Raw genomic sequence first — 24,372 nt, 5'->3', positions numbered from 1 at the left:
TCTAAGAACTAATATTGAACTGTGTTTATCATGTTGTAACCGATATGATCGCACTTCGTCATACCTTACTCATCGTGAGTTCTTAGGAGTTCGTCATGTCTAAAATAATAAGCTTCATACTTTGTGTCGTATTTTTAGTGGCGTGTTCGAGTAATGATGATGTTAGTGAACAAACACTAGCGTTAAATTTAAGCGGAATAAACAAAATAAGTGAGTCAAATAGTACTGTTGTGAAACAACCCCACTTTGAATTTAGGTCAAAACAACACATTCATTATTGGCAGTGCTCTAGTGCAAGCGATTGCTATACAGAATATAGCGGCTCATTTTTTTTACATGATCTAGACACCGGTGTGGTACCACGCTGGGCATCAATTGAAACTGATTTACGTACTGGTACATGTAAAGATAGCTTTGAGGTTAGCAGCAGTTCTGACAATTACCATTATCAAATGAATAGCCAATACCCAGACTATGGGTGGAATGCTCAGAGAGACAGTAGAATAGAGCGCGTGGTAGGTAAATCGGTATTAAGAAGCCCTATCTATGGAATTTGGGAAGTGGTTTGGAAAAGTGAAGCATGTAACTAGAATACTTTGTTCTTCATCCACTTAAGTGCCTATCCCCAGTAACTTGACGTTACTTGGGGATAGTATTTTATAAAAATAAAAAACATTAGCTATAATACCAACCTACATAAATATTTGATCAACTACTTATCCAGATTGGTATAAATGTAAATTAATTCTAAACAAGGAAAATAGCACCAAGTCCTAGAAAGACTAAAAAAACCACAACATCTGTTACAGTCGTTAGTATTACTGAACCTGCAACCGCTGGATAAATATTTAACGGCTTAAGTTTAAATGGAATTACGGTACCAGATATAGCGGCAGCAATAATATTCATGCATATGGCAAAAAAGATAATAATTGCCAGTCCTAATGAATAATTATCATGAACAAAAAGTTAGTGGCACTATTTATCGTTTCGAGTATTTTCTCTTTTGCAACGTTTTTTGTTGACCTTAAAAAAGGAACGCAAGAGTTCGGTTTACAAGGAAGCCTCGATTTCGACTACGCCGACGATGTGTTTGGTACCCGGTTTTACTACTAAACTTATTTGTTAGCGTATAATCTTACGGTAGTAATAATTAATTGAAATTGATAGATGACTTTTTTACTGGTCATCTATTGATTTCGAACCCCGTTTTTATCTCAACGTCATTGTCTTCCATTACATTATCTAAATAAAGCTCTACATTTTCTTCTACAAGGTGATCGGGTTCATCAAAATAAGCAATGTGATAAATAGCATCACCTTCATTGACTAATGGTAATGTTTGTTGACCGATAACAATGCCGCCTTGTATTGCTTTGACGGCCAATTCCTCGCTGCCTAATGGATCGCTGATGTAAGCTATCGTCTGATCTTTTTCAACGCGTTGCCCTAAAGCAACGTGGGAGCGAAGAATGCCATCAAGATCTGCCCGTATCCATCGGGTAGCGCTCGCAACTACGGGCTGCTTTGTTTTAAGTAGTTTCTTTTGCGGTAGCATTTCAAGTTGTCTCATGACCCTGTGGATTCCCCTCACGCCCGCATTGATAGCATAGGGTTCAAATCTTAATGCTTCACCCGCTTCATAAGTAATGATGGGAATGTTTGCTTTTTCAGTTACGGCGCGTAATGACCCATCACGCAAAGAAGCATCTATAACAACAGGTGTACCAAAAGCCATGGCCATTTGGGAGGAGGCTTGATTGCTCAGGTTAGCCCGTATTTGAGGTAAGTTTGTGCGATGAATGGCAGCGGTATGAAGGTCAATAACATGCGTGCACTTCATGACAACTTCATTGAAGAACTGATAGGCAATACGTCCCGCAATGGATCCGCGTGGCGAACCTGGGAAAGAGCGGTTGAGATCGCGCCTGTCCGGTAGATAGCGAGACTTATGAATAAAGCCAAACACGTTAACGACAGGCACGGCAACTAAGGTCCCCCTCAGTTTATGCGGATCGATTTTGGCTAATAATTGGCGCACAACCTCAACGCCATTCAACTCATCGCCGTGAATAGCTGCATCAACAAGTAATGTAGGGCCAGCAAGGCGGCCGTTAACTATTTCTAATGTGACCGACAGTTTTGAATGGGTATATAGCCGGGCGACTTCCAAGTCCACGCTAACTCTCTCGCCCGGGTTTACGATTGTATCGCTACATTGAAAAGGCTGATTTTTTTTAACCTTTACCACGAGTTCTTGTCCTTTTTGAGTGGGCATTTTTTTCAATGTAATCGATGATCATACCAGCCACATCTTTGCCCGTTGCTGTTTCTATGCCTTCTAGACCCGGGGAAGAGTTCACTTCCATGACTAAGGGGCCACGTTCGGAGCGTAGTAAATCGACCCCAGCGACACTGAGTCCCATCACTTTAGCCGCTTCAACGGCGGTTTTTCTTTCTGTTGGCGTTATTCGTATGAGTGAGGCTTCTCCACCTCGGTGGAGGTTTGAACGAAATTCACCAGCCTGTGCTTGTCGCTTCATGGCGGCGATCACTTTATCACCAATAACGAAACACCTAATGTCAGCACCACCAGCTTCTTTGATATATTCCTGTACCATAATGTTTGCTTTGAGCCCCATGAATGCTTCAATTACGCTTTCTGCGGCTTTTGGAGTCTCAGCAAGCACAACACCAATACCTTGTGTGCCTTCCAATAATTTTATGACGACAGGTGCACCGCCAACCATTTTTATTAAATCTTTAATGTCACCCGGTTTACTAGCAAAACCAGTGATGGGCATGCCAATATTTTTACGCGACAGTAATTGTAATGAACGTAATTTATCCCGAGAGCGAGTAATAGCGACTGATTCATTGACAGGAAAAACCCCCATCATTTCAAATTGCCGCAACACAGCACATCCATAGAAAGTGACGGATGAGCCAATACGAGGAATAATGGCATCAAACCCTTCAAGTTCCTCTCCTTTAAGGTGAATGGAGGGTAATGTTGAGTTGATGTTCATATAACAACGAAGCACATCAATGATTTTGTGTTCATGTCCACGAGCTTCACACGCCTCTATGAGTCGGCGAGTTGAATATAATTCTTTGTTGCGGGATAAAATACCTATTTTCACTACGTGTTACTCCTTAGCAAGCAGGAAGGATTTCGCTGGGTCAACCACCATTTTCGCCTTCAGTGATGTACGACCGAGCAACATTCGGAATTTCATATTGTCCCTTGGAGTGAGTGTCATTTCGATCGGAAAAGATAAATTGCCAGCGACTAACTCCGTATTAATAACGTAACGCTGTGTCTGATGACCGCCAGAGTCCCTCACTAACCGTTGGTCTAACACCTGTGATTCGCACTGAACAACTAACTCATCATTTGACTGAACGGGGTGGACCCAAAATCGTATCCAGAGCTGTTCATTCTTGCGAAATTCTTCGATGGCAAATGTATGTAGACATGAGGTTTTGGCGCCCGTATCTACTTTGGCTTTAATTCTTTCGATTCCAAGTTGAGGCAAACTCACCCATTCTTGCCATCCAACTATGACTTTATCTTTATTTTTCAACGTGTCTTCCCATAATGGCTGATGCAGTCTGTAGGTGGAAAGGAACTAAATCGAGTATAGTTGACGCTGAAGCGCAAATAGTTATTTATCTTATAGTTATGCTAAACCGCTCAATTTTTAGTCGCGATTATTGATTAAATTGAGTACGGAAGGGGGGGGAGGCGTTATTCAAAAGCCGAAGTGAACATTCGGCTATTTGAGTGGGAGAAAATGAAGGTTTTCCGCTTAATTGATCAGGCTAATCCTGGAAAAAGGGTACGCAGGCCATTGGCAATAAATTCAATACCCAGCGCGGCTAGAATCAAACCCATAATACGGGTGATCACGTTGATACCAGTTTGGCCCAAGAAACGGACGATAATGGGTGCCGCGCGAAATAGCATCCAACAACAGGTTGCAAAAACAACGATAGTTAGCGCAATACCGACCGTGCTGCTCATCCCCGGGTAACGTGAACCATAAACAATGGTTGAACTGATCGCACCGGGGCCAGCCATCAATGGCATCGCTAGTGGTACAACGCCAATCTGTTCACGGCTGACAGATTCGGATTTTTCCTGTTTGTTCTGTTTATCTTCACCCAGCTTACCGCTCATCATCGAAAACGCGATGGTTAATAGTAGCAGACCACCGGCGACCCGGAATGAGTCCAGGGAAATACTGAACATGTCCAGCAAGAACTGACCCGCAAGTAGTGATACGGTCAGGATAACAGTGACAGCAATGTTGGCCGTCAGTGCCGTTTTGTTTCGTTCTTCCGGGCTCATATGGCCAGTCAGCGAGACAAAAATCGGCATGATACCTATCGGGTTGACGGCAGCAATCAGGCCAACAAAAAACTGCAGAAAAATGGCTAATTCAAATGTTTGCATATAGATTTTAGTATTAATTATGGGAGTTTTAAGCCCAACAGGTAACCAGAATAGCCAAAGGGTAAGAAATTGCATCGCAGGGAATGGTGACTAAAGTCAGCTAGGCTTGTTCATCCCGTGATCGAACCTTCGATTAAAACAGTATAAACCTGTTGATCGGCGATACTTTAAGCCAATAGTCTGTATTGCACCAATTAAAAATAGTTATATCTACCCCTATAAAAAGTTATTTATGAATATCTTGTTGCGGTGGTGTAAAAGGCGTTGATTTAGGTTACTCTTTGATGAGCGGATTACGTGCTACATTAATGAAACAAAACTGGATTGGTGACCTTAAAAAGTGTGAATCAGCTCTCGTTATGAACTAAATATGACAAACTGTGTAGCTTTATTACGTAATTTTATGGCTTGATGTCGGTGTGATACAGCTGCTGTTTGTTGGTTATTAATCGATCGGGTCACAATTTGACCATTCAGGTTAGTGTCTTGGGTGATATGCGTCAAAAAATAGCATGGTGTAGCTCTAAATGGTTACAAGTGATCTAAATCAATTATTTTCGAGCTGTGAAAGAATATAATCAGTTTTGAAAGCAATTTACTAAGTATGTGTGTTACCGGTTTTTTGAGCAGGATAGCTCCCGGATAACCCCCAAGGATGTTTTCGCATCCTTACTAAAAAGTTTTCAATCTTAAGTTAGGAGTTAACTATGCCTGTTACTAATATGGCTGAACTAGATGCAATGGTTGCACGCGTTAAAGCGGCTCAGAAAGAGTTTGCTACATACTCTCAAGAGCAAGTAGACAAAATTTTCCGCGCAGCTTCTCTTGCCGCGAACAATGCTCGTATTCCTCTAGCTCAACAAGCTGTAGCCGAGTCTGGTATGGGTATTGTTGAAGATAAGGTTATTAAAAACCACTTCGCTTCAGAATTTATCTACAACAAATACAAAGACGAAAAAACCTGCGGTATTTTGGACGAGAACGAAGAGTTCGGCACCATGACTATCGCAGAACCAGTAGGTATTATTTGCGGTATCGTACCGACAACTAACCCAACATCTACTGCAATCTTCAAATCTCTAATCTCACTTAAAACACGTAACGCGATTATCTTCTCGCCACACCCACGTGCTAAGAACTCAACAAACGATGCTGCTAAGCTAGTCCTTGATGCTGCGATTGCTGCTGGTGCACCGAAAGACATCATTGGTTGGATCGACCAGCCTTCAGTTGAGCTTTCTAACGCACTGATGAAGCATGATGACATCAACCTTATCCTTGCGACTGGTGGTCCAGGTATGGTTAAAGCGGCTTACTCTTCTGGTAAACCAGCTATCGGTGTTGGTGCAGGTAACGTTCCTGTTGTTATCGACGAAACTGCAGACGTTAAGCGTGCTGTTGCTTCTATCCTAATGTCTAAGACATTCGATAACGGTGTGGTATGTGCTTCTGAGCAGGCTGCAATCGTAGTTGACGAAGTATACGACGAAGTAAAAGAGCGTTTCGCTTCGCACAAAGCTTATGTACTAAGCAAAGCAGAAGCCGATAAAGTACGTAAAGTACTGCTTATCGACGGTAACCTAAACGCGAAGATCGTTGGTCAGCCAGCGGCAGCTATCGCAGAGATGGCGGGCGTTAAAGTTCCTGCAGATACGAAAGTACTTGTTGGTGAAGGCCTGGGTAAAGTGTCTTACGACGACGCATTTGCTCACGAGAAACTGTCTCCAACACTAGGTTTGTTCCGTGCTGACAACTTCGAGGACGCGGTTGCTCAGGCCGTCACTATGGTTGAGATCGGTGGTATCGGTCACACATCTGGTCTTTACACTAACCAAGATGTAAACGCAGACCGTATCCGTTACTTCGGTGATAAGCTAAAAACTGCACGTATTCTTGTAAACATCCCGACAACCCACGGTGGTATCGGTGATCTTTACAACTTCAACGTCGCACCTTCTCTAACTCTAGGTTGTGGTTCATGGGGTGGTAACTCTATCTCTGAGAACGTAGGTCCTAAGCACCTTATCAACAAGAAGACAGTAGCGAAGCGAGCTGAAAATATGTTGTGGCACAAACTACCTAAATCAATTTACTTCCGTCGTGGTAGCCTTCCAATCGCTCTTAGCGACCTAGAAGGTAAGAAGCGCGCATTCCTAGTAACTGACCGTTTCCTATTCAACAACGGTTACGCAGATGACGTAGTTAGCCTGCTTAAAGCGCAAGGCATTGAAGTTCAAACTTTCTTCGACGTAGAAGCAGATCCAACGCTTTCTGTTGTTGAGAAAGGTGCTGAAGCAATGAAGAGCTTCCAGCCTGACGTAATCCTAGCGCTTGGTGGTGGTTCACCAATGGATGCTGCGAAGATCATGTGGGTTATGTACGAGCACCCAGAAACACACTTCGAAGAACTAGCGATGCGTTTCATGGATATCCGTAAGCGTATTTACAAGTTCCCGAAAATGGGTAAGAAAGCTGAGCTTGTATGTATCACGACGACATCAGGTACAGGTTCTGAAGTTACACCTTTCGCGGTTGTTACCGACGACAAGACTGGTGCTAAGTACCCACTAGCTGACTACGAACTAACACCACAAATGGCTATCGTTGATGCGAACCTAGTCATGAATATGCCTAAGTCGCTAACTGCTTTCGGTGGTTACGATGCCGTGACTCACGCACTAGAAGCATACGTTTCTGTTCTTGCGAACGAATACTCTGACGGACAGGCGCTTCAAGCACTTAAGATGCTTAAAGAGTACCTACCTTCGAGCTACGCGAACGGTGCTAACGACCCAATCGCACGTGAGAAAGTTCACAACGCAGCAACTATCGCTGGTATCGCGTTTGCGAACGCCTTCCTAGGTGTTTGTCACTCAATGGCGCACAAGATTGGTGCTGAGTTCCACCTTCCACACGGTTTGGCGAACGCACTACTAATCTCTAACGTTGTACGTTACAACGCGAACGATAACCCAACTAAGCAGACTGCATTCTCTCAGTACGACCGTCCACAGGCACGTCGTCGTTACGCTGAAGTTGCTGACCACCTAGGTCTAAGCCAAGAAGGTGACCGTACTGCTCAGAAGATCGAGCGTCTACTAGCATGGCTAGAAGAGCTGAAAGGCGACCTAGATATCCCACTGTCAATCCAGGCAGCAGGTGTTCCAGAGTCTGACTTCCTAGCGAAACTAGACGAGCTATCTGTTGAAGCGTTCGATGACCAGTGTACTGGTGCAAACCCTCGTTACCCATTAATCAGCGAGCTGAAAGAAGTATTAACAGCTGCTTACTACGGTAAGCCTTACGTTGAAGGTGAGACGTACGAAGGCACTTCAGTTATCAAGAAATCTGAGCCAGTTGCAGAAAAACCAGCAGCGAAAGCAAAGAAAGAAAAAGCTGAAGCATAAGCATTGTTTTAGCTTAGCTAGCGCAAGAAAGACTACCTGAATTTAGCCCGCCATTTTGGCGGGCTTTTTTATTGCCTGCCAAAAAGTAGCAAGGCTGATCAAATATTTATGTAGGTTGGTATTACTTATCCAGGTTGATATTAACTGACTTCGGCTTCAATCATTCTGCCGTTGAAATAGTCATTGGCAACAATATATTCAGCGCTACGGGCGATCTCATATTGAAGCGGTGAGCTCAGTTTGCTGGGGTGATTACTGCAGGGACACTCGATATTGAGTGGCACGACACCTCCGACCCGGATTTTGAACTCGGCAAGCTCTTTGGCCCAGCTCTGGGTCAGGCCTGATACGATGGCTTTTGAACTTGAGTGGACAGAGCTATTGATACAATCTTCATTCGCAGCCAGGTTGATAATGACGCCGTGGCAATTGTGATCCCGCATATAATGGGCAGTTTGTTTGCCGAAGGTAAAGAACGGGGTCGCTTTTTCATTCATCGAACGGTTGAACTTATCCACTGATGAAGGACTGAGCAACAACGGTAATTCTGACCCCACCCAGCAATTAACCAGCACTTCGATTTTGCCAAAATGCTGGTGGATGTTGTTGATCAGCGTACCAATCGTTCTCTCGCTTTGATCTGGGATCAGGTAGGATTGACAGGGAGCGCCTGCGGCCTGGCATGCTTGCAGGGTTTGGCTAAGGGCATGTTGGCGCTCATCAACCAAAGCTAGCTTTGCGCCTAGAGAAGCAAAGTGCAGCGATAGGGCTTTACCCAGCGGGCTGCCCGCAGCGGTGATGAGAATGACTGAATGTGCGATATTCATAGCTCTTCCTATATTAGGCTGCCGACACACTGTTACTGTCAAAAAGCCAACTTACAAATCATGTAGTTAGGTTACGGAGTCGCTGAAAGCATGTCTGTGAATAATCCCCCAAACTCGCGACCTAGCAATAAAATGTTAGTGAAACGTGATCACAGTGCAGCATTCAAGTAACAAAGCTATGAGGGCGGTCACGAAATTAAATCCGTAATGACAGCTTTATCAACGCTATAACTGGTAAATTGGCCTAACATGCCATGAAAATTAGGCAAGTTTGCCTTTCATACCGTAAAGGTGAGGGTTATACACCGTACATTTCGGCGAACCGTTTGGCTTGTACCAAAGAAAGGTAAAGATCCTGAGGTGATGCCTTGATCGTTGCATCTTCGGTTGGTGGCAGCAGGCGGCGTTCGTGGCCAGAAAGGTTATGGTATACCTCCTCCGGCATGCCCTTTGTGCCTTGTGGCGGGTAAGACAGTGGCGTTGGCTTTAGCCCATCAAGCAGGCGTGCATCGGCCAAGCCACTTTCATGAAAGGCCTTGGCTTGCTGGGCGGCATTTTGATAACTACTTTCATTGGTCGAAAGCGGCTGTGGCTCGGGCAACTCAAAGTAAGCACGGAGCTCGCGTTCGGTTTTGCCCTGCGCTGGAAGTGCGTCGACGGGGGTGGTTTCAAGTTGATCGGGAGAGAGCAGGGCTAGCATTAAGGCAAAATCGGCACGACGTCCCCCCTCAACCGCATGGCTGAGTTGGCTACCAAGCTGAACTTCATTGATCAGCTGTGCTTTGTCGAGTGAATGAATTTGCATTAAGAACTGTACCGAATCAAACAAACCAGTGTTATGGGGTTTGTATCGGTACAGCTGATGATTTCTTTAATTAAAAGTATGGGTTGGCAATCGAATGGTTACTCTTTCGCCATTTGTTGTGCTTGTAGCGTCGTAACGGCTTTTTCCATTCGGTTTAATGCTTTCAGTAATGTGTGGTGACGGCAGCCAAAATTTAGCCTGACAAAGCCTGGGTTGCCAAAATCAGCACCGGGTGATAACCCCACACCGGCTTGCTCGAAAAACTTAAACGGAGAGCTAACCGGTAATGCTGTTGCATCGATCCATGCTAAGTAGGTTCCCTCTATTGGAGCGATGGTAAGGTAGGGCATGTTCTTGATGGCCTGTTCAACCGTGGCCTTGTTGCGCCTTAAGTAAGCGAGTTGTTTTTCCAGCCATGGCTGGCCTTGGGCATAGGCGGCCTGAGCGGCGGTATAGGCCAGTACATTGACGTCGGGTACGACCCCGGCCTTGGCGCGGACGAACTCTCGTCTCAACGTCGGGTTGGGAATAACGGCCATCGAGGCTCCGAGCCCGGCGATATTAAAGGTTTTGCTTGGTGCAAGTAGGGTGATGGAGCGCTGCGCGGCATCATCATTGAGGCTGGCGAAGGGAATGTGCTGGCAATTGGGTGCAAGCAATAAGTCACAGTGGATCTCGTCGGAACAGACAATTAACTTATGTTGCTGGGCAAATGCAGCAACGGCTTCCAGTTCGTTCTTGCGATATACGGTGCCGCCGGGATTAAGCGGATTGCAGAATAACAGCAATCGTGTATCAGGCAATAAGGCGCTGTCATCTAATGACATTAACCAGCGCTGTTCCTCAAGCGTAACAGGCAACTTGCTCAGCGGTCGTTTGGCCAGTTTGGCGGAAGACTTGAATGGCGGATAAATTGGACTCGGGCAGGCAACCCCTTGCTCTGGCTGGCAGACCGATCGAACGGCTAAATTGATACCACAAACCAGCCCCGGTAGGTAAACAATCCATTCAGGTTCAATATGCCATTGATAGAGGTGCTGCATCCGTTCGACGATCAGATCGGTCAGCGCTGTTGGGGCACTGCCATAACCGAAGATACCATGGTCAACATGTTGATGCAGAGCATCGGTGATCGCCTGCGGTACCTTGAAGTCGCTATCGGCCACCCACATCGGCAGAATATCTTGGCCTTGGTATTTTTGCCATTTGATACTGTTGCTGTTGGTGCGGTCGATATGTTGATCAAACAGGGGATCGAGTTGCCGAGTGTCGGAGTGCATTCATGAGTCCTTTACGCTGCTGCAAAGGTTCATTATTGCCATAGGATGAGCAAAGAAAAAAGCCCCAGCACAAGGCTGGGGCTTAATATCGATGTTAACAACCGAATATCAACGTTATTACTATTAGAACTTTGATTTCACACCAAACTGTTCGGCCGCATAGGCGACGCGTTCTTCTGGTGTTGGCGGCTTGGATGGCACACCAAGATTTTCAATATGCTGAAGACGCGGCAGCAGACCGGCACCGTTGGCGGTTTGAATCGCAAGTCCCGGCCGGGCGTTAAGTTCAAGAACCATGGGCCCGTGAATTTTATCAAGCACCATGTCGGTACCCATGTAACCCAATCCGGTCATCTCCCAGGCACTGGAGGCCAAGGTCAGTAGCTTATGCCAGTTTGGCACTGCTAGCTCACTCAGTAAGCGGTCAGTATCAGGGTGACGTTCAACCGGTTGGTCGAACTGGACGGCTCGGATAGCCTTGCCGGTCGCGATATCGATACCCACACCGACTGCGCCTTGGTGTAAGTTGGCTTTGCCATCAGACGCCGCTGTAGAGCAGCGCATCATCGCCATTACCGGGTAGCCCTTGAAAACGATAACCCGTACATCGGGCACGCCTTCATAGCTAAAGCCATCGAAAACGTCATCAAACTGGATTAGGTTTTCGACCATCGCTACATCGTTTTTGCCCCCCAGAGAGAACAGTCCCGCCAACGTGTTGGTGATGTGTCGTTCGACATCTTGCTTGTTGATCTCGGCGCCAGACGGTTTTACGTAAACCCCATCTTTGTGCTTGACCACAACCAAGATCCCTTTACCTCCAGAGCCTTGGGCCGGCTTGATAACAAAGCCGGGCCAGTTTTTAACCATGTCATGGACGCGCTTAACGTAAACCTGGCTGTCGATAACGCCAATAAGCTCGGGAACCGTGGCTCCGGCCTGCTTGGCGATCAGCTTGGTTTTAAGCTTGTCGTCAACCAGCGGGTACAGGCTACGATCGTTGTAACGGCCGATGTAGCTGTGGTTGCGCTGGTTCATCCCCATGATACCGCGCTCACGCAGCTTGAACGGAGACGTAAACTGTGAAAACAGTGACATAGTTTAGTCCTCCGCTAGTGGCTTGAAGCGTCGTAGCTCACTCAAACGGTAGCCAGTGTAGTTACCTAACATTAGGATCAGCGCCAGAATAAGCAGCTGAATACCAATAAAGTTGAATGTCAGGTGGCGGATCAACGGGTTCGTCATCGCCAAGTACACGAATACAGCGGTAAGTAGCGAGCCACCACCCTGGACAAGAACTTCCTTCGCGCCTTCCTCTTCCCACAGGATGGACATACGTTCGATGGTCCACGATAGGATAATCATTGGGAAGAAGGTGATTGTCAGGCCTTCGACCAAGCCAATCTTGAAGGCGACAACGGTAAATACCGAGATAATCATGATAACCGTGATGATCACCGCAGAGATCCTCGCCACCAGAAGCAAGTTGAGCTTAGACAGGTAACTACGTATCACCAAACCGGTACCGACAATCAGTAGGAAGCCGAGAATACCCGTGACCAATTGGGTCTGGACAAACGCCACCGCGATCAAAACAGGCATGAAGGTACCAGAGGTCTTCAGACCGATAATGATACGCAGGAATACCACAATCAACGCACCGATAGGTACAAGCATAATGGTCTTGAACATAGCCTGTTCTTCAACCGGAAGGCTGTGGATCGAGAAGTTAAGTAAGTCTTCGGCTTGAACTTTTTCTCTTGTTGCCTGTTGCGGTGTGATGTCCTGGGCAATGATCGAGAAACTGATATTGGAGTTGCGACCACCGATCACGTCCAACAGGGAGTGCCCTTGTTGGTTCCAAAGCAGGATATTGTCAGGTTTGCCTTCTTGGCCTGTTTGAAGGTCAAACAGCTCCCAAGTTTGGCCACCCCACACCTCTACCATTTGGGTTATGCTTTGGCGACGTCGGCCATCTTCCAGCTGTAAGCCCCCGACAATACGGGCGTGGACCTTTTCCAGAGAAAGCAGGTTGATGATAGCCTGCTCGCGACTGAGGCTGTTGAGCAACAAGGCAGAATTCTGATTGTTGCGATCGTTGAATTGCTTAATAAGCTCGCGGGTAAGGGTGATGTTGTCGGAAGACAGGCTGCGAGCTTGGGCAAGTAGTGCGGTAGCGGCAGTTTGCTGCGGGTTATCAAGGCTAACTGCAACGGTCTCACCTTTAGGTGGGGCCATGTTGAAGCTTGCCTGATCGTCGACCAGCATTTGGGTTTTGTAATAAAGAATCTGCTTGCCGGTCGCCTCGCGGATGGACCATTCAGCACGTCGGCCTTTGTTGGTGTCAATGAGAGCGACGCCATAACCTGGTGATGAGGTACTCTCATCAATTTGGGTAAAGCCTTGCTGAGTTTCCGGTGCTGCCATGGAGACTTTAACCGGATCACCAATGGCATCAAACTCAATGCGTGCCTCGAGTTCCCATAGCGCACGCTCTTCACCCGGCGTCCATGGCACCCCGTAGACATCGTGGCGGTACATACTCAGTGCCGCACCTGCGATGACTAACAGGGTAATAAGAAAATAAAACGGGATTCTTGATGTCATGACGTCCTCATCATTTGTTATTAGTTTTGTTGTAGTTGTTGCTCATTCATTCCCTGAACAAATTTTTTACCTACGTCAACAAGCGCTATGTCTTTGAAAAATTCTCGCCCTAATAATACTGGATAGGTCATTTGTGTGCGATCTGCCAATGTAAATTGTGCTTTTTCATGAAGCTGACCGAGTTTTACCCACGCTTCGATCACCGGACGACGGTTTGCGCCGTTAGCACTGGCTTGGCGGATCTTCACCCAGCGAACGACCGGAGCCTCAAAAATATCAGCCTCACTCGGGTTTTCATCCGAGGTATGGTTCATATTGAAACGTGCCCATTCTTTACCGTCGCGCTCAAAAATTTGGACGTTGGTCGCACTGACCGATGAGGTCGTTGCTCCCGTATCAATACGGGCTTTATAAAAGCTCTGGGTCGCATCCAGCCACACCCATTCTTCTTCACCCAGGATCACTTTGCCGTGGGCAACACGTGGATCGTTGTCGACAATCGCAGGAATTGGTGTTTCTTCCTCTTCCTCTTCAGTGAAGGTAAGTAAAGTTGAATCCGTGTAGCGTTGGCTCATATCTTCCGACAAGGTAGATATTTGCTTGTCTAGCTTATCAATATTAGCGTTTTGGTCATCAATTTGTTTGATCATGGTTGCAAGCTGGAAATTGACACGATCTTCCATGATGTTAATTGCTTGCATAGTTTGCTCTTGGTCTTGTTGTGGCTGGGTAAGGCTACAACCAGAAAGGACAGCAAAGGTCAGTAATGGTACAAAGCGGCGAAGCATTTTATCTCCCGGAGGTACTTCTTTTTTCTTAGGCGGCAGTATTTTAGCGTAGAAAAGGGGATGCGAACAGCACCCCTTGTCAGTAGTTAGTCAGGATTTCGTGCAATTAGCACGGCACGCTTCGGTGCAGGATAACCTTCGACTGTTTTTGATGGATCGTTAGGGTCAAGGTATTCCGGTAGCGAATTGTTGGTCATCCAATCTGTTGAACGCTGTTCGTCAGTGGTTGTTACGCACTCATCAACGATTCTCACATCAACCAGGCCACATTTCTCCATCCACACTTTTAGTGCTTTGGCCGATGGGAAGAAGTAGACATTGTGCATCTGGGCGTAGCGGTGGGTTGGCACTAACACATCGTTTTCGTCACCATCGATGACGAGGGTCTCAAGGATAAGCTCACCGTCTTTACGCAGTTGGTTCTTCAGCTGAATGATATGATCCAATGGCGAACGGCGGTGGTAAAGCACACCCATAGAAAAAACGGTATCAAAGGCTTTAAGCTCAGGCAGTTGTTCAATACCCAGTGGCAGCAAGTAGGCACGCTCGTCCATGCCCATCAGGCGCTTGATAGCCTCGAACTGAATAAGGAATAGATTCGATGGGTCGATACCAACGGTCAGCTTGGCTTCTTCACCCAGCATGCGCCACATGTGATAGCCATTACCACAACCGACATCCAAGACCGTGCGGCCTTTAAGCGGAGAGATATGTGGCAGGACACGATCCCACTTCCAATCTGAGCGCCACTCGGTATCGATATCGATGCCGTGCATCTGATATGGGCCTTTTCGCCATGGGTGTAGCAAGCGTAGCAAGCTTTCAAGGCGTTTTTGCTCGCCGTCAGCAATACCGTCTTCATTGCGGACACTGACCGCATTTTTCAGGTCGATGATATCCGGCATGTCGGTTGGAAATTTCTTCAGAGCACGCATCCAGCGAGCCATGTCACCATGGGCTTGCTCTTCCCAGTCGCTCAGTTGTTTTGGCAGGGTGTTTAGCCATGGGCGCAGTGTTTCATGCTGGGCAAGGAGCTGGTAAAACTCAGCAAAAGTAAACATAGACAATAGAAACCTTTATTTAATGGCGAACATCGAGCCAAAGTTGAAACATTGGAACCAAACTTCTGAGCTTGTGAAGCCAATCTTTTCAAAGCGTTGCTTGTGGGTATCAATGCTGTCTGGCAACATGACGTTCTCAATGGCACTGCGTTTTTGGCTGATTTCCAGCTCGCTGTAGCCATTGGCACGCTTGAAGTCGTGATGCAGGTCGATAAGCAGCTCGTGGGCACGCTCATCGTCGAAGATGTATTTTTCCGACAGGATCAATATGCCCCCAGGGCGCAGGCCGGCATAAATTTTTTCAAGCAGCGTTTGGCGATCCTCTGGAACTAGAAACTGAAGGGTGAAGTTCAGAACTACGACAGAAGCATCGTTGATATCGATGTTGCGGATATCCGCTTCTACTACTTGGACCGGGGTGTCGGAGCGGTAGGCGTTAATATGCAGACGGCAACGTTCAACCATGGCGCTGGAATTATCAACAGCGATGATTTCACAACCTTCTTGCTGGATATGGCGACGCATTGACAAGGTTGCCGCTCCCAGCGAGCAGCCCAAGTCGTACACTTTCGAATGCGGCTTGGCGAAACGCTCAGCTAGCATACCAATGGCTGAAATGATATTGCTGTAACCCGGCACCGAGCGCTGGATCATATCCGGGAAAACTTCAGCGACGCGTTCGTCAAACGTAAAATCACCGATTTTATCTATCGGTGCCGAAAAAATATTGTCGTGACCGGCCATCTTCACGAACCTCATCTATACAAAAAAACAGAAATCCCAAATGATAAGTATGAACTTTTTCACGCCTTTGGCGCCAATCTACATACTGGGGTGATCCATCACCGCTGAAAGGTCGCGTATTGTAGTGAAAATGAGCGCATTTGTCTTTATTGATTTTCTCCGCTGTCCAGAGTTTTTTGAGCATTTGATTAGATAAACTGCAATGTTGGTTCGTTTATCGTCCTACAACAATGTTATCTGCGGATCCGGCTCAGCTTTTGGCAGATCCACATCCGGCAGTTTTGTATCGGCGGCCTTTTTCTGCAGCATGTGATACAGCCGGGTGGCCAACTCCGGTGCATGGTTGTTGTCCGGGGTGTGGATGAACAGGTAAGGCTGTTTGCCGTCGCGCAGCCACTGTGGTAGCCGGACTAGCCAGTTGGCAAAAAAAGCATCGTTGCTGGCGTCATCGTGATGGCCGATAAAGCGGATCATCGGATAGTCAGCGGTTGCTATGGCATGCACCGGCACCTTGGGTTTGTGCTGGTGGGCATCGATCACCGCCTCAGTGGTCGGAGGCGCGGCAAAAACAGGTCGGCTATCCATGATGATACGATTAGCCCCATGTTCGACTAACAAGCGGTTGAGCTGCTTTTCTTCCTCGCCCTTGGCAAAAAAGGCCGGATGGCGTACTTCTACTCCGATGGGGTAATTGGCTGGTAACCGTTTGAGAAATTTTTCCAAGGCTGGCAGGGCGGCAGGGCCAAAGTGGGCCGGTAGCTGGATTTTCCACAGGCCTATCTTGCCTTCAAGTGGTGCCATGGTGGTAAAGAAGTCAGCCAACAGTTGATCACAGTGTACCAGTTGGTTTTGGTGGGTGATGGCTTGGGGGAGCTTGAAGGTAAAGCGGAAGTCGTCTTCTGTGGCTTGATGCCATTTCTTTACCGTGGGGATCCCGGGTGTGGCATAGAAGGTGGTGTTACCCTCGACGGTGTGAAAAACCTCTGCATACTTAGCGAGTCGCTCACCTGCTTTGCAACCACTACCGTAAAGGCTCTGCTGCCAATGGTTGTGAGACCACATGGCAAGGCCGAGTCGAACAGGGAGGTTAACTTGAGTTAACGGCATAGCAAGGCTTCCAAAGTGAGAAGTAGCGCCCATTGTGCAAAGGCTTTTAGTGCTAGGTCAATCTTTTAGGTCACCGATAACCGGTTTTTCCTTGATCTTGTTAGCGACTTGTCCTTAAAGTGGTCTTTCGCCTTATTCCCCTCGTCTTTTCAAAATACAAAGTGCTATGCCTGAGAAGGGCTGCCAGCTCAATGGTTCGTTGTTGGGGCTGTTTGCCAATTAATTCTCGCTGATCATGTATGTTGAAGGCGCTTGGGTATATAATACGTCGTTATTTTTGTCTCTCGGCCCGACTTAGCGTCATTGTTGCGTGAAGTTTAATCAAATTGGCCGGGAAGGATTCAGCTTGTGTATGACGGGTTGCTTCGGGCTCCGTCATACGCACAGGAAAGTTAGTAAACAGATCGGGAATTTCATATGCGCACCCAATATTGTGGTCACCTGAACAAGTCCCTAGCAGGGCAAACAGTAGAGTTATGCGGCTGGGTTAACCGTCGCCGTGATTTAGGCGGTCTAATTTTCGTTGATATGCGAGACCGTGAAGGGATTGTTCAGGTAGTCGTTGATCCGGATATGAAAGAAGTATTCGAAGTCGCGAACCAGCTGCGCAACGAATTCTGTATTCGTTTTACTGGTGAAGTACGTGTTCGTCCGGAAAGCCAAGTAAACAAAGACATGGCGACTGGTGAAGTTGAAGTACTAGCAACGGGCCTTGAGATCATCAACCGCTCAGAAGCGCTTCCTTTAGATTTCAACCAAACGAACTCTGAAGAGCAACGCTTGAAGTATCGTTACATTGATCTTCGTCGTCCAGAAATGAGTGATCGCATCAAGCTACGTGCTAAAGCATCAAGCTTTGTGCGTCGTTTCCTTGATGACAACCTATTTCTGGATATCGAAACACCTGTACTGACTAAAGCGACACCGGAAGGTGCTCGTGACTACTTGGTACCGAGCCGTGTTCACAAAGGTAGCTTCTACGCACTGCCTCAGTCACCACAGCTATTCAAGCAGTTGTTAATGATGTCTGGTTTTGACCGTTACTACCAGATCGTTAAATGTTTCCGTGATGAAGACCTACGTGCTGACCGTCAGCCAGAGTTTACTCAAATCGATATCGAAACCTCTTTCCTAACTGCACCTGAAGTGCGTGAAGTGACTGAGCGTATGATCACTGAAATGTGGAAAGAACTACTAAACGTAGATCTTGGCGCATTCCCAATCATGAAGTTTGAAGAAGCGATGCGTCGTTTTGGTTCTGATAAGCCAGATCTACGTAACCCTCTAGAGCTTGTTGATGTTGCTGACATTCTGAAAGATGTTGAATTCAAAGTTTTCTCTGGCCCTGCGAATGATGAAAAAGGCCGTGTAGCGGTTATTCGCGTACCAGGTGGCGCTTCACTGTCTCGTAAGCAAATCGACGAATACACTAAGTTCGTAGGTATCTACGGTGCGAAAGGTCTAGCTTGGATGAAAGTGAATGACCGTGCAGCGGGCCTAGAAGGTGTTCAATCTCCTGTTGCTAAGTTCCTAAACGAAGACGTTGTTAACGCCATTCTTGATCGTACTGAAGCTGAAACGGGTGACATCATTCTATTCGGCGCTGATAGCAAGCGTGTTGTAACTGAAGCGATGGGCGCACTTCGCCTTAAACTCGGTGAAGACCTTGAATTGACTGATAAGTCAGCATGGAAACCACTATGGGTTATCGACTTCCCTATGTTTGAGGAAGACGACGAAGGTAACCTGCACGCGATGCACCACCCGTTCACATCACCGCTTGGCGTAAGCCCAGAAGAGCTTGCAGCTAACCCAGCAGCGGCTAACTCAAATGCTTACGATATGGTTATCAACGGCTACGAAGTCGGCGGTGGTTCTGTTCGTATCCACAATGCAGACATGCAATCAGCAGTATTTAGCATTCTAGGTATTGAAGCTGAAGAGCAAAAAGCGAAGTTCGGTTTCCTACTTGAAGCATTGAAGTACGGTACGCCACCACACGCAGGCCTTGCATTCGGTCTTGACCGTCTAGTTATGCTGCTATGTGGTACAGATAATATCCGTGATGTTATCGCGTTCCCTAAAACAACAGCGGCATCATGTCTACTGACAGATGCGCCAAGCCTGGCAAACCCAGCCGCGCTTGAAGAGCTGGCGATTGCGGTTAACTTGGCGAAGAAAGAAAACGCCGAGCAAGAATAAGCAATAAGCGAACAAAACAGACTGGCCGAAAGGCCAGTCTTTTTTTCTAACCTATATACCCAAGTGACTTCAAATTTAATGCTCAGCTGCACGCCGCTTGCTGAACTCGCTCTCCTGCTGAAGATGTTTTATTGAGGTTGCTTGGGTATATACCCCTACAGATTGTGAAACTTGGGCATAGATGCCTAATAGAATCCGGAGAATGAAATGGCTGGTCACAGTAAATTTGCCAATATCAAACACCGTAAAGCAGCACAGGATGCGAAACGCGGTAAAATTTTCACTAAGCTAATTCGCGAAATTGTTGTGGCTGCAAAAGAAGGCGGTGCCGAACCTGACAATAACCCACGCCTGCGTGCTGCTATCGATAAAGCGCTATCGAATAATATGACCCGCGATACTGTCAATCGCGCTGTTAGCCGTGGTGCCGGTGGCGAGGGGGAAGAAAATATGGAAACCGTGATCTATGAAGGTTACGGTCCTGCAGGTACCGCGGTGATGGTTGAGTGTATGACTGACAATCGCAACCGCACAGTATCTGGTGTACGCCATGCTTTCTCAAAGGCGAACGGTAACTTAGGTACTGATGGCAGTGTGAGCTATCTGTTTGATAAGAAAGGTGTGATTTCTTACCCAGCAGGTTTAGATGAAGATGCGGTTATGGAAGCGGCGCTGGAAGGCGGTGCTGACGATGTTGAAACCAATGACGATGGGTCAATCGACGTGTTTACGACGCCGGCTGAATTTGGTTCGGTAAAAGATGCGTTGGATACTGCGGGTTTTGAAGCGCAGAATGCAGAAGTGACGTTAGTGCCTTCAACCAAAGCTGAACTGGATGCAGACACGGCACCTAAACTGCTTCGCCTGATTGATGCACTGGAAGATTTGGACGATGTTCAGGAAGTTTACCATAACGGTGAAATTTCTGATGAGGTTGCGGCGCAGCTGTAACGCCTGAAGACTATGTCTATTATTTTAGGGATTGACCCCGGCTCAAGGATCACCGGGTACGGTGTGATCCGCCAAGTTGGGCGACATCTTGAATACCTCGGTAGTGGCTGTATTCGCACTTCTGTTGAGGATATCCCGGGTCGCCTCAAGCAAATCTATGCTGGAGTGAGTGAAGTCATTACCCAATTTCAGCCTGATGCCTTTGCCATCGAAGAAGTCTTCATGGGTAAAAATGCCAGCTCAGCGCTCAAGTTGGGACAAGCCCGTGGCAGTGCTATTGTCGCCGCAGTGAATGCCGATTTGCCGGTCAGTGAATACGCAGCTCGTTTGATTAAGCAGGCCGTCGTTGGAACCGGTGGGGCAGACAAAGCACAGGTCCAGCATATGGTTTGCTCGGTACTCAAGCTGCCGGGTAAACCCCAGGCTGATGCCGCCGATGCATTGGCGGTGGCGATCTGTCATGCCCATACACATAAAACACTGATCGCCATGGCTGGCCAAGCTCGTGGAGCTCGCCGTGGACGCTATCGATAACCACCAAAAATACAAAGCGTTATCTTATTATTGTCTTACTTGCATAATGAGTGTTTGATCAAAAAAGCAGCCTTTGGCTGCTTTTTTATTATGTAACGATATTGTTTATTGGCATATATTGGTCAGAGGTCATATGACCAAGTGATGGTGACTACTGCTGAGTAATACCAATCTGGATAAGTCGTTGATCAAATATTTATGTAGGTTGGTATAAATCCATAAATACTCGAAACAATACCTGATAACAATAATCCAAACAGAATAAGGAACGGATTCCATGACGCCATTGGCACTTTGGCGAGCGCTGTTTATGCCAACCACGATAAGTTGGCAGGCCGACGTTGCCTTGAACATCGGCTTTCTTGGTATGGTGATCCACGCCGTCAATATCATTTACCAAACTGGCGGTATTGCAGAATCAACCCAGGCCTTCTGGTTACCGTTGTTGATTGTGGCTTTTTATCTATCGGCAAGACTGTACACGGCAACAACGTGGTCATTACTGGTGGTGTTGGTGTCCGGCTGGATGGTGAATGGCCACCTATCGGGCCAGGTTTTCCCTAACGTGGAACTCAGTCCAACGTCTCTTGCTATTGAGGCCTGGTCTGGTTTCTTAATGCCATTGGTCGTGATTGTCGTTGCCCAAGCGTGGGTTTCACGGCAAAGGCAAGTGGCAATTGAGCAAGCAGAGTTAGCCTATAAGGCGAGCGAGGCGATCGCGGAACAAGCCAAGCAGGGGGAAAGCCAGTTATCTGATGTGTTGGAGAAAGCCAGCGGCAATGCTGAGTCCTTAACCCAAGTTTCGGGCGTGATTGAGCAGCAATCATCAGCGCTGCACCGGTAGGTAGGTACCTTGAATATCAACTGTGAGTCGCAAGCCAGTGCTGCAGAGCAAATGAGTGAGCAAGTGAAACACCTCACCCAAGGGATGGAAGCGTCTGATCAATTTGTGACTGAGCTGAAGCAGCGTAGCGATATCATATACCGTCAAGCCGAAACTAGTTCCGAATCCCTTCAAGCTTCCAAAGTGGCCATCGCTCGGATCCAGAGTAGCAATGATGAGATCATGTCGGTGGCGGATGTGATCACTTCCGTAGCCGAGCAAACCAATTTGTTGGCATTGAATGCAGCGATTGAAGCGGCACGGGCCGGTGAGCAGGGCAGGGGATTCGCCGTTGTGGCTGATCAGGTCCGCGAGCTTTCGGCTAAAAGTAACAGTTCGGCAGTGGATATCCGTGCCTTGTTGGAGCGAAGCCGTCGAGAGGTATCGCAAGGGCAGGCCGTTATTGAAAGCAGCACATCAGAGCTGGGCGGGATCATCGAGCAAGTCACCAGTGTCTCGGTAGACGTTACCCAGTTGGCTGAAACCATTAGCCAGCAAGTTGAAGCGCTCAGGGAGCTGACTTCAGCCAGCCAGGCTGTCGCCAACAGTGTGGTCGAAACTAATCAGGTTTCTGATGCTGTTGCCTCCCAAGGCGCATTACTTGCCGAACAGGTTGAACGACTTAATACATTAGCAGAGAGCCTTAATCAGGTCGTCGGGGGCCGCCAGCAAATGGCATAGTCGACGACTGTTGGTCATGACTAGGAATGAAAAAAGAGCTGGATATACATCCAGCTCTTTACTATCCTAGAGCCAATTTTGTGGATTGAGAAAAGAGATCTTGCTGTGATTGGTCGACTACGTGGAATCATCATTGAAAAACAACCACCTGAAGTATTGCTTGAGGTGAACGGCATGGGCTATGAAGTTCAGATGCCGATGAGCTGCTTTTACGAGCTGCCGGAAGTTGGCCAGGAAGCGATTATCTCGACTCACTTTGTGGTACGTGAAGATGCTCAGTTGCTTTATGGCTTCAACAAAAAAAGCGAGCGTGATCTGTTCCGCGAAGTGATCAAAGCCAATGGTGTTGGCCCAAAATTGGGTTTGGCTATCCTATCGGCAATGACGGCGAGCCAGTTTGTCTTGAGTGTTGAAAACGAAGACGTTACGACGTTGGTGAAAATTCCGGGAGTGGGTAAGAAGACTGCCGAGCGCTTGGTCGTTGAAATGAAAGACCGTCTCAAAGGTTGGGGTGAGGGCGATCTGTTTACGCCTGCACTTGATACGGCGGCATCGAACGCACCAATACAAGATACGACATCACAGGCACGAGCCGAAGATGAAGCGGTCAGTGCGCTGGTTGCACTGGGTTACAAACCTCAGCAAGCCTCGAAAGTGGTTGCGCAGGTTGCCCAGCCGGAGATGACCAGCGAAATGATCATTCGTGACGCCCTGCGTTCAATGGTGTAACTCGTGGTTGCCCGTTTAGTTTTAGGTTTCGCTATTTAGGTAAGCTTGATGATAGAAGCAGACAGATTGGTCGCTAATGATTTCCCCACTACGCGCGAAGAAGACATTGTCGATCGCGCGATCCGTCCTAAGTTGCTCGAAGACTACAAGGGGCAGGATCATGTTCGTGGTCAGATGGAGATCTTCATTCAGGCTGCCAAGCTACGTGATGAAGCCTTGGATCATTTATTGATTTTTGGCCCTCCGGGTTTGGGTAAAACCACCTTGGCCAACATTGTTGCTAACGAGATGGGCGTGAGTATCCGTACCACGTCAGGCCCGGTGTTGGAAAAAGCCGGTGATCTGGCGGCGTTGTTGACCAACCTTGAAGAAAATGATGTGTTGTTCATTGATGAGATCCATCGCCTTAGTCCGCAGGTAGAAGAAGTGTTATATCCGGCGATGGAAGATTATCAGTTGGATATTATGATCGGTGAAGGCCCGGCAGCGCGCTCAATTAAGATTGATCTGCCACCGTTTACTTTGATTGGTGCGACAACCCGTGCTGGCTCACTGACATCGCCACTTCGAGACCGTTTTGGCATTACTCAGCGTCTTGAATACTATAAGGTGGAAGATCTGAAAGGGATTGTTCAGCGTAGTGCCAATTGCCTAGATTTGTCGCTTGAAGAAGCTGGCGCGATGGAAGTGGCAATGCGTGCCCGTGGAACACCCCGGATCGCTAACCGTTTGTTGCGTCGGGTACGTGACTATGCCGAAGTGAAAGGCAATGGCCATATCTGTCCTGATGTTGCCGCCAAAGCTCTGGATATGCTGGATGTCGACAGCAGTGGTTTTGATTATATGGACCGCAAGTTGCTGATGGCGATTATCGATAAGTTTATGGGGGGGCCGGTTGGCTTGGACAACCTTGCGGCGGCCATTGGTGAGGAGCGCGATACCATCGAAGATGTGCTTGAGCCATACCTTATCCAGCAAGGCTTCTTGCAACGCACGCCGCGTGGTCGGATTGCCACCCACCGTGCCTACCTGCATTTCGGGTTTGATGTGCCGGAAACTAAATAGATCTATTTATAAGATTTATTGTTATCAAAAACGAGGCTATATGGCCTCGTTTTTGTTTTTTTAACACTTAGCAGCGCTGGTTTTTGTTTGGATTATGTTTTTATTGTCACAGCTCCACAACAAGCTAAACGGCTGCCGAAGGATTCAAGTGATAATGCATTTAATCGCCAGCAGGGCGATTGCTTGCTTTGTGAGCGCTTTTTAGCAGCTGCTTTTGTACATTTCAGCAAAGCTTGGTTGAT

The 24,372-nt window shown here is 47.4% G+C and carries 24 protein-coding genes; 10 read left to right on the top strand and 14 right to left on the bottom strand.

Features of this window, described 5'->3' with window-relative positions:
- The first annotated feature begins 95 nt into the window (after positions 1-95).
- Positions 96-590 carry a hypothetical protein gene (locus NHN17_RS00375; RefSeq protein ID WP_255040106.1) on the top strand — a complete coding sequence of 165 codons (495 nt, stop codon included), beginning with the start codon at positions 96-98 and terminating at the stop codon, positions 588-590.
- A gap of 157 nt (positions 591-747) precedes the next feature.
- Here the strand turns inward: NHN17_RS00375 and NHN17_RS00370 are convergent, their stop codons facing one another.
- Positions 748-939, bottom strand: a complete 192-nt coding sequence (locus NHN17_RS00370; RefSeq protein ID WP_373689525.1) for a magnesium transporter — start codon at positions 937-939, stop codon at positions 748-750.
- Positions 940-957: 18 nt separating this feature from the next.
- Here NHN17_RS00370 and NHN17_RS00365 point away from each other — a divergent pair, with 18 nt between their 5' ends.
- A complete protein-coding gene (locus tag NHN17_RS00365; RefSeq protein ID WP_255040104.1) occupies positions 958-1,116 on the top strand; it encodes a hypothetical protein in 159 nt (52 codons plus the stop codon).
- Between the two features lie 70 nt (positions 1,117-1,186).
- Here the strand turns inward: NHN17_RS00365 and NHN17_RS00360 are convergent, their stop codons facing one another.
- The 4 genes from NHN17_RS00360 to NHN17_RS00345 form a co-directional block, all read right to left on the bottom strand.
- Positions 1,187-2,278, bottom strand: a complete 1,092-nt coding sequence (locus tag NHN17_RS00360) for a succinylglutamate desuccinylase/aspartoacylase family protein (protein WP_255040103.1) — start codon at positions 2,276-2,278, stop codon at positions 1,187-1,189.
- Positions 2,238-3,143 (bottom strand): 30S ribosomal protein S6--L-glutamate ligase, encoded by a 906-nt coding sequence (rimK, locus tag NHN17_RS00355; protein ID WP_255040102.1) that lies wholly within the window; start codon positions 3,141-3,143, stop codon positions 2,238-2,240. Before rimK ends, NHN17_RS00360 begins: the two co-directional genes overlap by 41 nt.
- Positions 3,144-3,149: 6 nt before the next feature.
- Positions 3,150-3,587, bottom strand: a complete 438-nt coding sequence (locus NHN17_RS00350; RefSeq protein ID WP_255040101.1) for an ATP-dependent zinc protease family protein — start codon at positions 3,585-3,587, stop codon at positions 3,150-3,152.
- A 233-nt stretch (positions 3,588-3,820) separates the two neighbouring features.
- Positions 3,821-4,459 (bottom strand): YchE family NAAT transporter, encoded by a 639-nt coding sequence (locus NHN17_RS00345; protein WP_255040100.1) that lies wholly within the window; start codon positions 4,457-4,459, stop codon positions 3,821-3,823.
- Between the two features lie 707 nt (positions 4,460-5,166).
- On the opposite strand from NHN17_RS00345, the gene adhE reads away from it, so the two are divergent.
- Positions 5,167-7,866, top strand: coding sequence for a bifunctional acetaldehyde-CoA/alcohol dehydrogenase (gene adhE, locus NHN17_RS00340; RefSeq protein ID WP_255040099.1), 2,700 nt, complete (start codon positions 5,167-5,169; stop codon positions 7,864-7,866).
- 140 nt (positions 7,867-8,006) lie between these two features.
- On the opposite strand, the gene NHN17_RS00335 is transcribed toward adhE, so the two are convergent.
- The 9 genes from NHN17_RS00335 to NHN17_RS00295 form a co-directional block, all read right to left on the bottom strand.
- On the bottom strand, positions 8,007-8,693 hold the full coding sequence (locus tag NHN17_RS00335; protein ID WP_255040098.1) for an SDR family oxidoreductase: 687 nt from the start codon (positions 8,691-8,693) through the stop codon (positions 8,007-8,009).
- Between the two features lie 298 nt (positions 8,694-8,991).
- A complete protein-coding gene (locus NHN17_RS00330) occupies positions 8,992-9,498 on the bottom strand; it encodes a VC2046/SO_2500 family protein (RefSeq protein WP_255040097.1) in 507 nt (168 codons plus the stop codon).
- 98 nt (positions 9,499-9,596) lie between these two features.
- Positions 9,597-10,778 (bottom strand): MalY/PatB family protein, encoded by a 1,182-nt coding sequence (locus NHN17_RS00325; protein ID WP_255040096.1) that lies wholly within the window; start codon positions 10,776-10,778, stop codon positions 9,597-9,599.
- Positions 10,779-10,901: 123 nt separating this feature from the next.
- Positions 10,902-11,870: an alpha-L-glutamate ligase-like protein gene (locus NHN17_RS00320; RefSeq protein ID WP_255040234.1), complete on the bottom strand. Its 969-nt coding sequence runs from the start codon at positions 11,868-11,870 to the stop codon at positions 10,902-10,904.
- A gap of 9 nt (positions 11,871-11,879) precedes the next feature.
- Positions 11,880-13,385, bottom strand: a complete 1,506-nt coding sequence (locus NHN17_RS00315) for an inactive transglutaminase family protein (protein ID WP_255040095.1) — start codon at positions 13,383-13,385, stop codon at positions 11,880-11,882.
- A gap of 20 nt (positions 13,386-13,405) precedes the next feature.
- The gene (locus NHN17_RS00310; protein ID WP_255040094.1) at positions 13,406-14,173 is read right to left on the bottom strand and encodes an ATP-dependent zinc protease family protein; all 768 of its coding nucleotides are present in this window, start codon (positions 14,171-14,173) and stop codon (positions 13,406-13,408) included.
- Positions 14,174-14,259: 86 nt separating this feature from the next.
- Complete coding sequence (gene cmoB / locus NHN17_RS00305) at positions 14,260-15,234, bottom strand: tRNA 5-methoxyuridine(34)/uridine 5-oxyacetic acid(34) synthase CmoB (protein ID WP_255040093.1); 975 nt, start codon at positions 15,232-15,234, stop codon at positions 14,260-14,262.
- 15 nt (positions 15,235-15,249) lie between these two features.
- Positions 15,250-15,978: a carboxy-S-adenosyl-L-methionine synthase CmoA gene (gene cmoA, locus NHN17_RS00300; protein ID WP_255040092.1), complete on the bottom strand. Its 729-nt coding sequence runs from the start codon at positions 15,976-15,978 to the stop codon at positions 15,250-15,252.
- Positions 15,979-16,200: 222 nt separating this feature from the next.
- Entirely contained in the window at positions 16,201-17,085 is an 885-nt protein-coding gene (locus NHN17_RS00295; RefSeq protein ID WP_255040091.1) for a DUF72 domain-containing protein, read from the bottom strand.
- 417 nt (positions 17,086-17,502) lie between these two features.
- Here NHN17_RS00295 and aspS point away from each other — a divergent pair, with 417 nt between their 5' ends.
- From aspS to ruvB, 7 genes are all read left to right on the top strand, one after another.
- The gene (aspS, locus tag NHN17_RS00290; protein ID WP_255040090.1) at positions 17,503-19,287 is read left to right on the top strand and encodes an aspartate--tRNA ligase; all 1,785 of its coding nucleotides are present in this window, start codon (positions 17,503-17,505) and stop codon (positions 19,285-19,287) included.
- A gap of 207 nt (positions 19,288-19,494) precedes the next feature.
- Positions 19,495-20,238 (top strand): YebC/PmpR family DNA-binding transcriptional regulator, encoded by a 744-nt coding sequence (locus NHN17_RS00285; protein WP_255040089.1) that lies wholly within the window; start codon positions 19,495-19,497, stop codon positions 20,236-20,238.
- Between the two features lie 12 nt (positions 20,239-20,250).
- Positions 20,251-20,772, top strand: a complete 522-nt coding sequence (ruvC, locus tag NHN17_RS00280; RefSeq protein WP_107350185.1) for a crossover junction endodeoxyribonuclease RuvC — start codon at positions 20,251-20,253, stop codon at positions 20,770-20,772.
- Between the two features lie 277 nt (positions 20,773-21,049).
- The gene (locus NHN17_RS26025; protein ID WP_373689523.1) at positions 21,050-21,616 is read left to right on the top strand and encodes a hypothetical protein; all 567 of its coding nucleotides are present in this window, start codon (positions 21,050-21,052) and stop codon (positions 21,614-21,616) included.
- A 9-nt stretch (positions 21,617-21,625) separates the two neighbouring features.
- The gene (locus tag NHN17_RS26020) at positions 21,626-22,336 is read left to right on the top strand and encodes a methyl-accepting chemotaxis protein (RefSeq protein ID WP_373689522.1); all 711 of its coding nucleotides are present in this window, start codon (positions 21,626-21,628) and stop codon (positions 22,334-22,336) included.
- A gap of 105 nt (positions 22,337-22,441) precedes the next feature.
- Positions 22,442-23,065, top strand: coding sequence for a Holliday junction branch migration protein RuvA (gene ruvA, locus NHN17_RS00270; RefSeq protein WP_255040088.1), 624 nt, complete (start codon positions 22,442-22,444; stop codon positions 23,063-23,065).
- Between the two features lie 48 nt (positions 23,066-23,113).
- A complete protein-coding gene (ruvB, locus tag NHN17_RS00265; RefSeq protein ID WP_255040087.1) occupies positions 23,114-24,130 on the top strand; it encodes a Holliday junction branch migration DNA helicase RuvB in 1,017 nt (338 codons plus the stop codon).
- Positions 24,131-24,372: the final 242 nt, after the last annotated feature.

Origin of the sequence: Photobacterium pectinilyticum (genome assembly GCF_024357955.1) — a bacterium.
GTDB classification, from domain to species: Bacteria; Pseudomonadota; Gammaproteobacteria; order Enterobacterales; family Vibrionaceae; genus Photobacterium; species Photobacterium pectinilyticum.
Note: the sequence above shows the minus strand (reverse complement) of the source record. Positions and strands in the feature narration are given on the sequence as shown.

Coding starts and splice junctions, on each gene's coding strand:
- cmoA (WP_255040092.1), bottom strand. CDS start 15,978: ATGGCCGGTCACGACAATATTTTTTCGGCACCGATAGATAAAATCGGT.
- NHN17_RS00310 (WP_255040094.1), bottom strand. CDS start 14,173: ATGCTTCGCCGCTTTGTACCATTACTGACCTTTGCTGTCCTTTCTGGT.
- ruvC (WP_107350185.1), top strand. CDS start 20,251: ATGTCTATTATTTTAGGGATTGACCCCGGCTCAAGGATCACCGGGTAC.
- aspS (WP_255040090.1), top strand. CDS start 17,503: ATGCGCACCCAATATTGTGGTCACCTGAACAAGTCCCTAGCAGGGCAA.
- NHN17_RS00315 (WP_255040095.1), bottom strand. CDS start 13,385: ATGACATCAAGAATCCCGTTTTATTTTCTTATTACCCTGTTAGTCATC.
- NHN17_RS00365 (WP_255040104.1), top strand. CDS start 958: ATGAACAAAAAGTTAGTGGCACTATTTATCGTTTCGAGTATTTTCTCT.
- NHN17_RS00375 (WP_255040106.1), top strand. CDS start 96: ATGTCTAAAATAATAAGCTTCATACTTTGTGTCGTATTTTTAGTGGCG.
- adhE (WP_255040099.1), top strand. CDS start 5,167: ATGCCTGTTACTAATATGGCTGAACTAGATGCAATGGTTGCACGCGTT.
- NHN17_RS00360 (WP_255040103.1), bottom strand. CDS start 2,278: ATGCCCACTCAAAAAGGACAAGAACTCGTGGTAAAGGTTAAAAAAAAT.
- NHN17_RS00295 (WP_255040091.1), bottom strand. CDS start 17,085: ATGCCGTTAACTCAAGTTAACCTCCCTGTTCGACTCGGCCTTGCCATG.
- ruvB (WP_255040087.1), top strand. CDS start 23,114: ATGATAGAAGCAGACAGATTGGTCGCTAATGATTTCCCCACTACGCGC.
- cmoB (WP_255040093.1), bottom strand. CDS start 15,234: ATGTTTACTTTTGCTGAGTTTTACCAGCTCCTTGCCCAGCATGAAACA.
- NHN17_RS26025 (WP_373689523.1), top strand. CDS start 21,050: ATGACGCCATTGGCACTTTGGCGAGCGCTGTTTATGCCAACCACGATA.
- NHN17_RS00330 (WP_255040097.1), bottom strand. CDS start 9,498: ATGCAAATTCATTCACTCGACAAAGCACAGCTGATCAATGAAGTTCAG.
- NHN17_RS00325 (WP_255040096.1), bottom strand. CDS start 10,778: ATGCACTCCGACACTCGGCAACTCGATCCCCTGTTTGATCAACATATC.
- NHN17_RS00285 (WP_255040089.1), top strand. CDS start 19,495: ATGGCTGGTCACAGTAAATTTGCCAATATCAAACACCGTAAAGCAGCA.
- NHN17_RS00345 (WP_255040100.1), bottom strand. CDS start 4,459: ATGCAAACATTTGAATTAGCCATTTTTCTGCAGTTTTTTGTTGGCCTG.
- NHN17_RS00335 (WP_255040098.1), bottom strand. CDS start 8,693: ATGAATATCGCACATTCAGTCATTCTCATCACCGCTGCGGGCAGCCCG.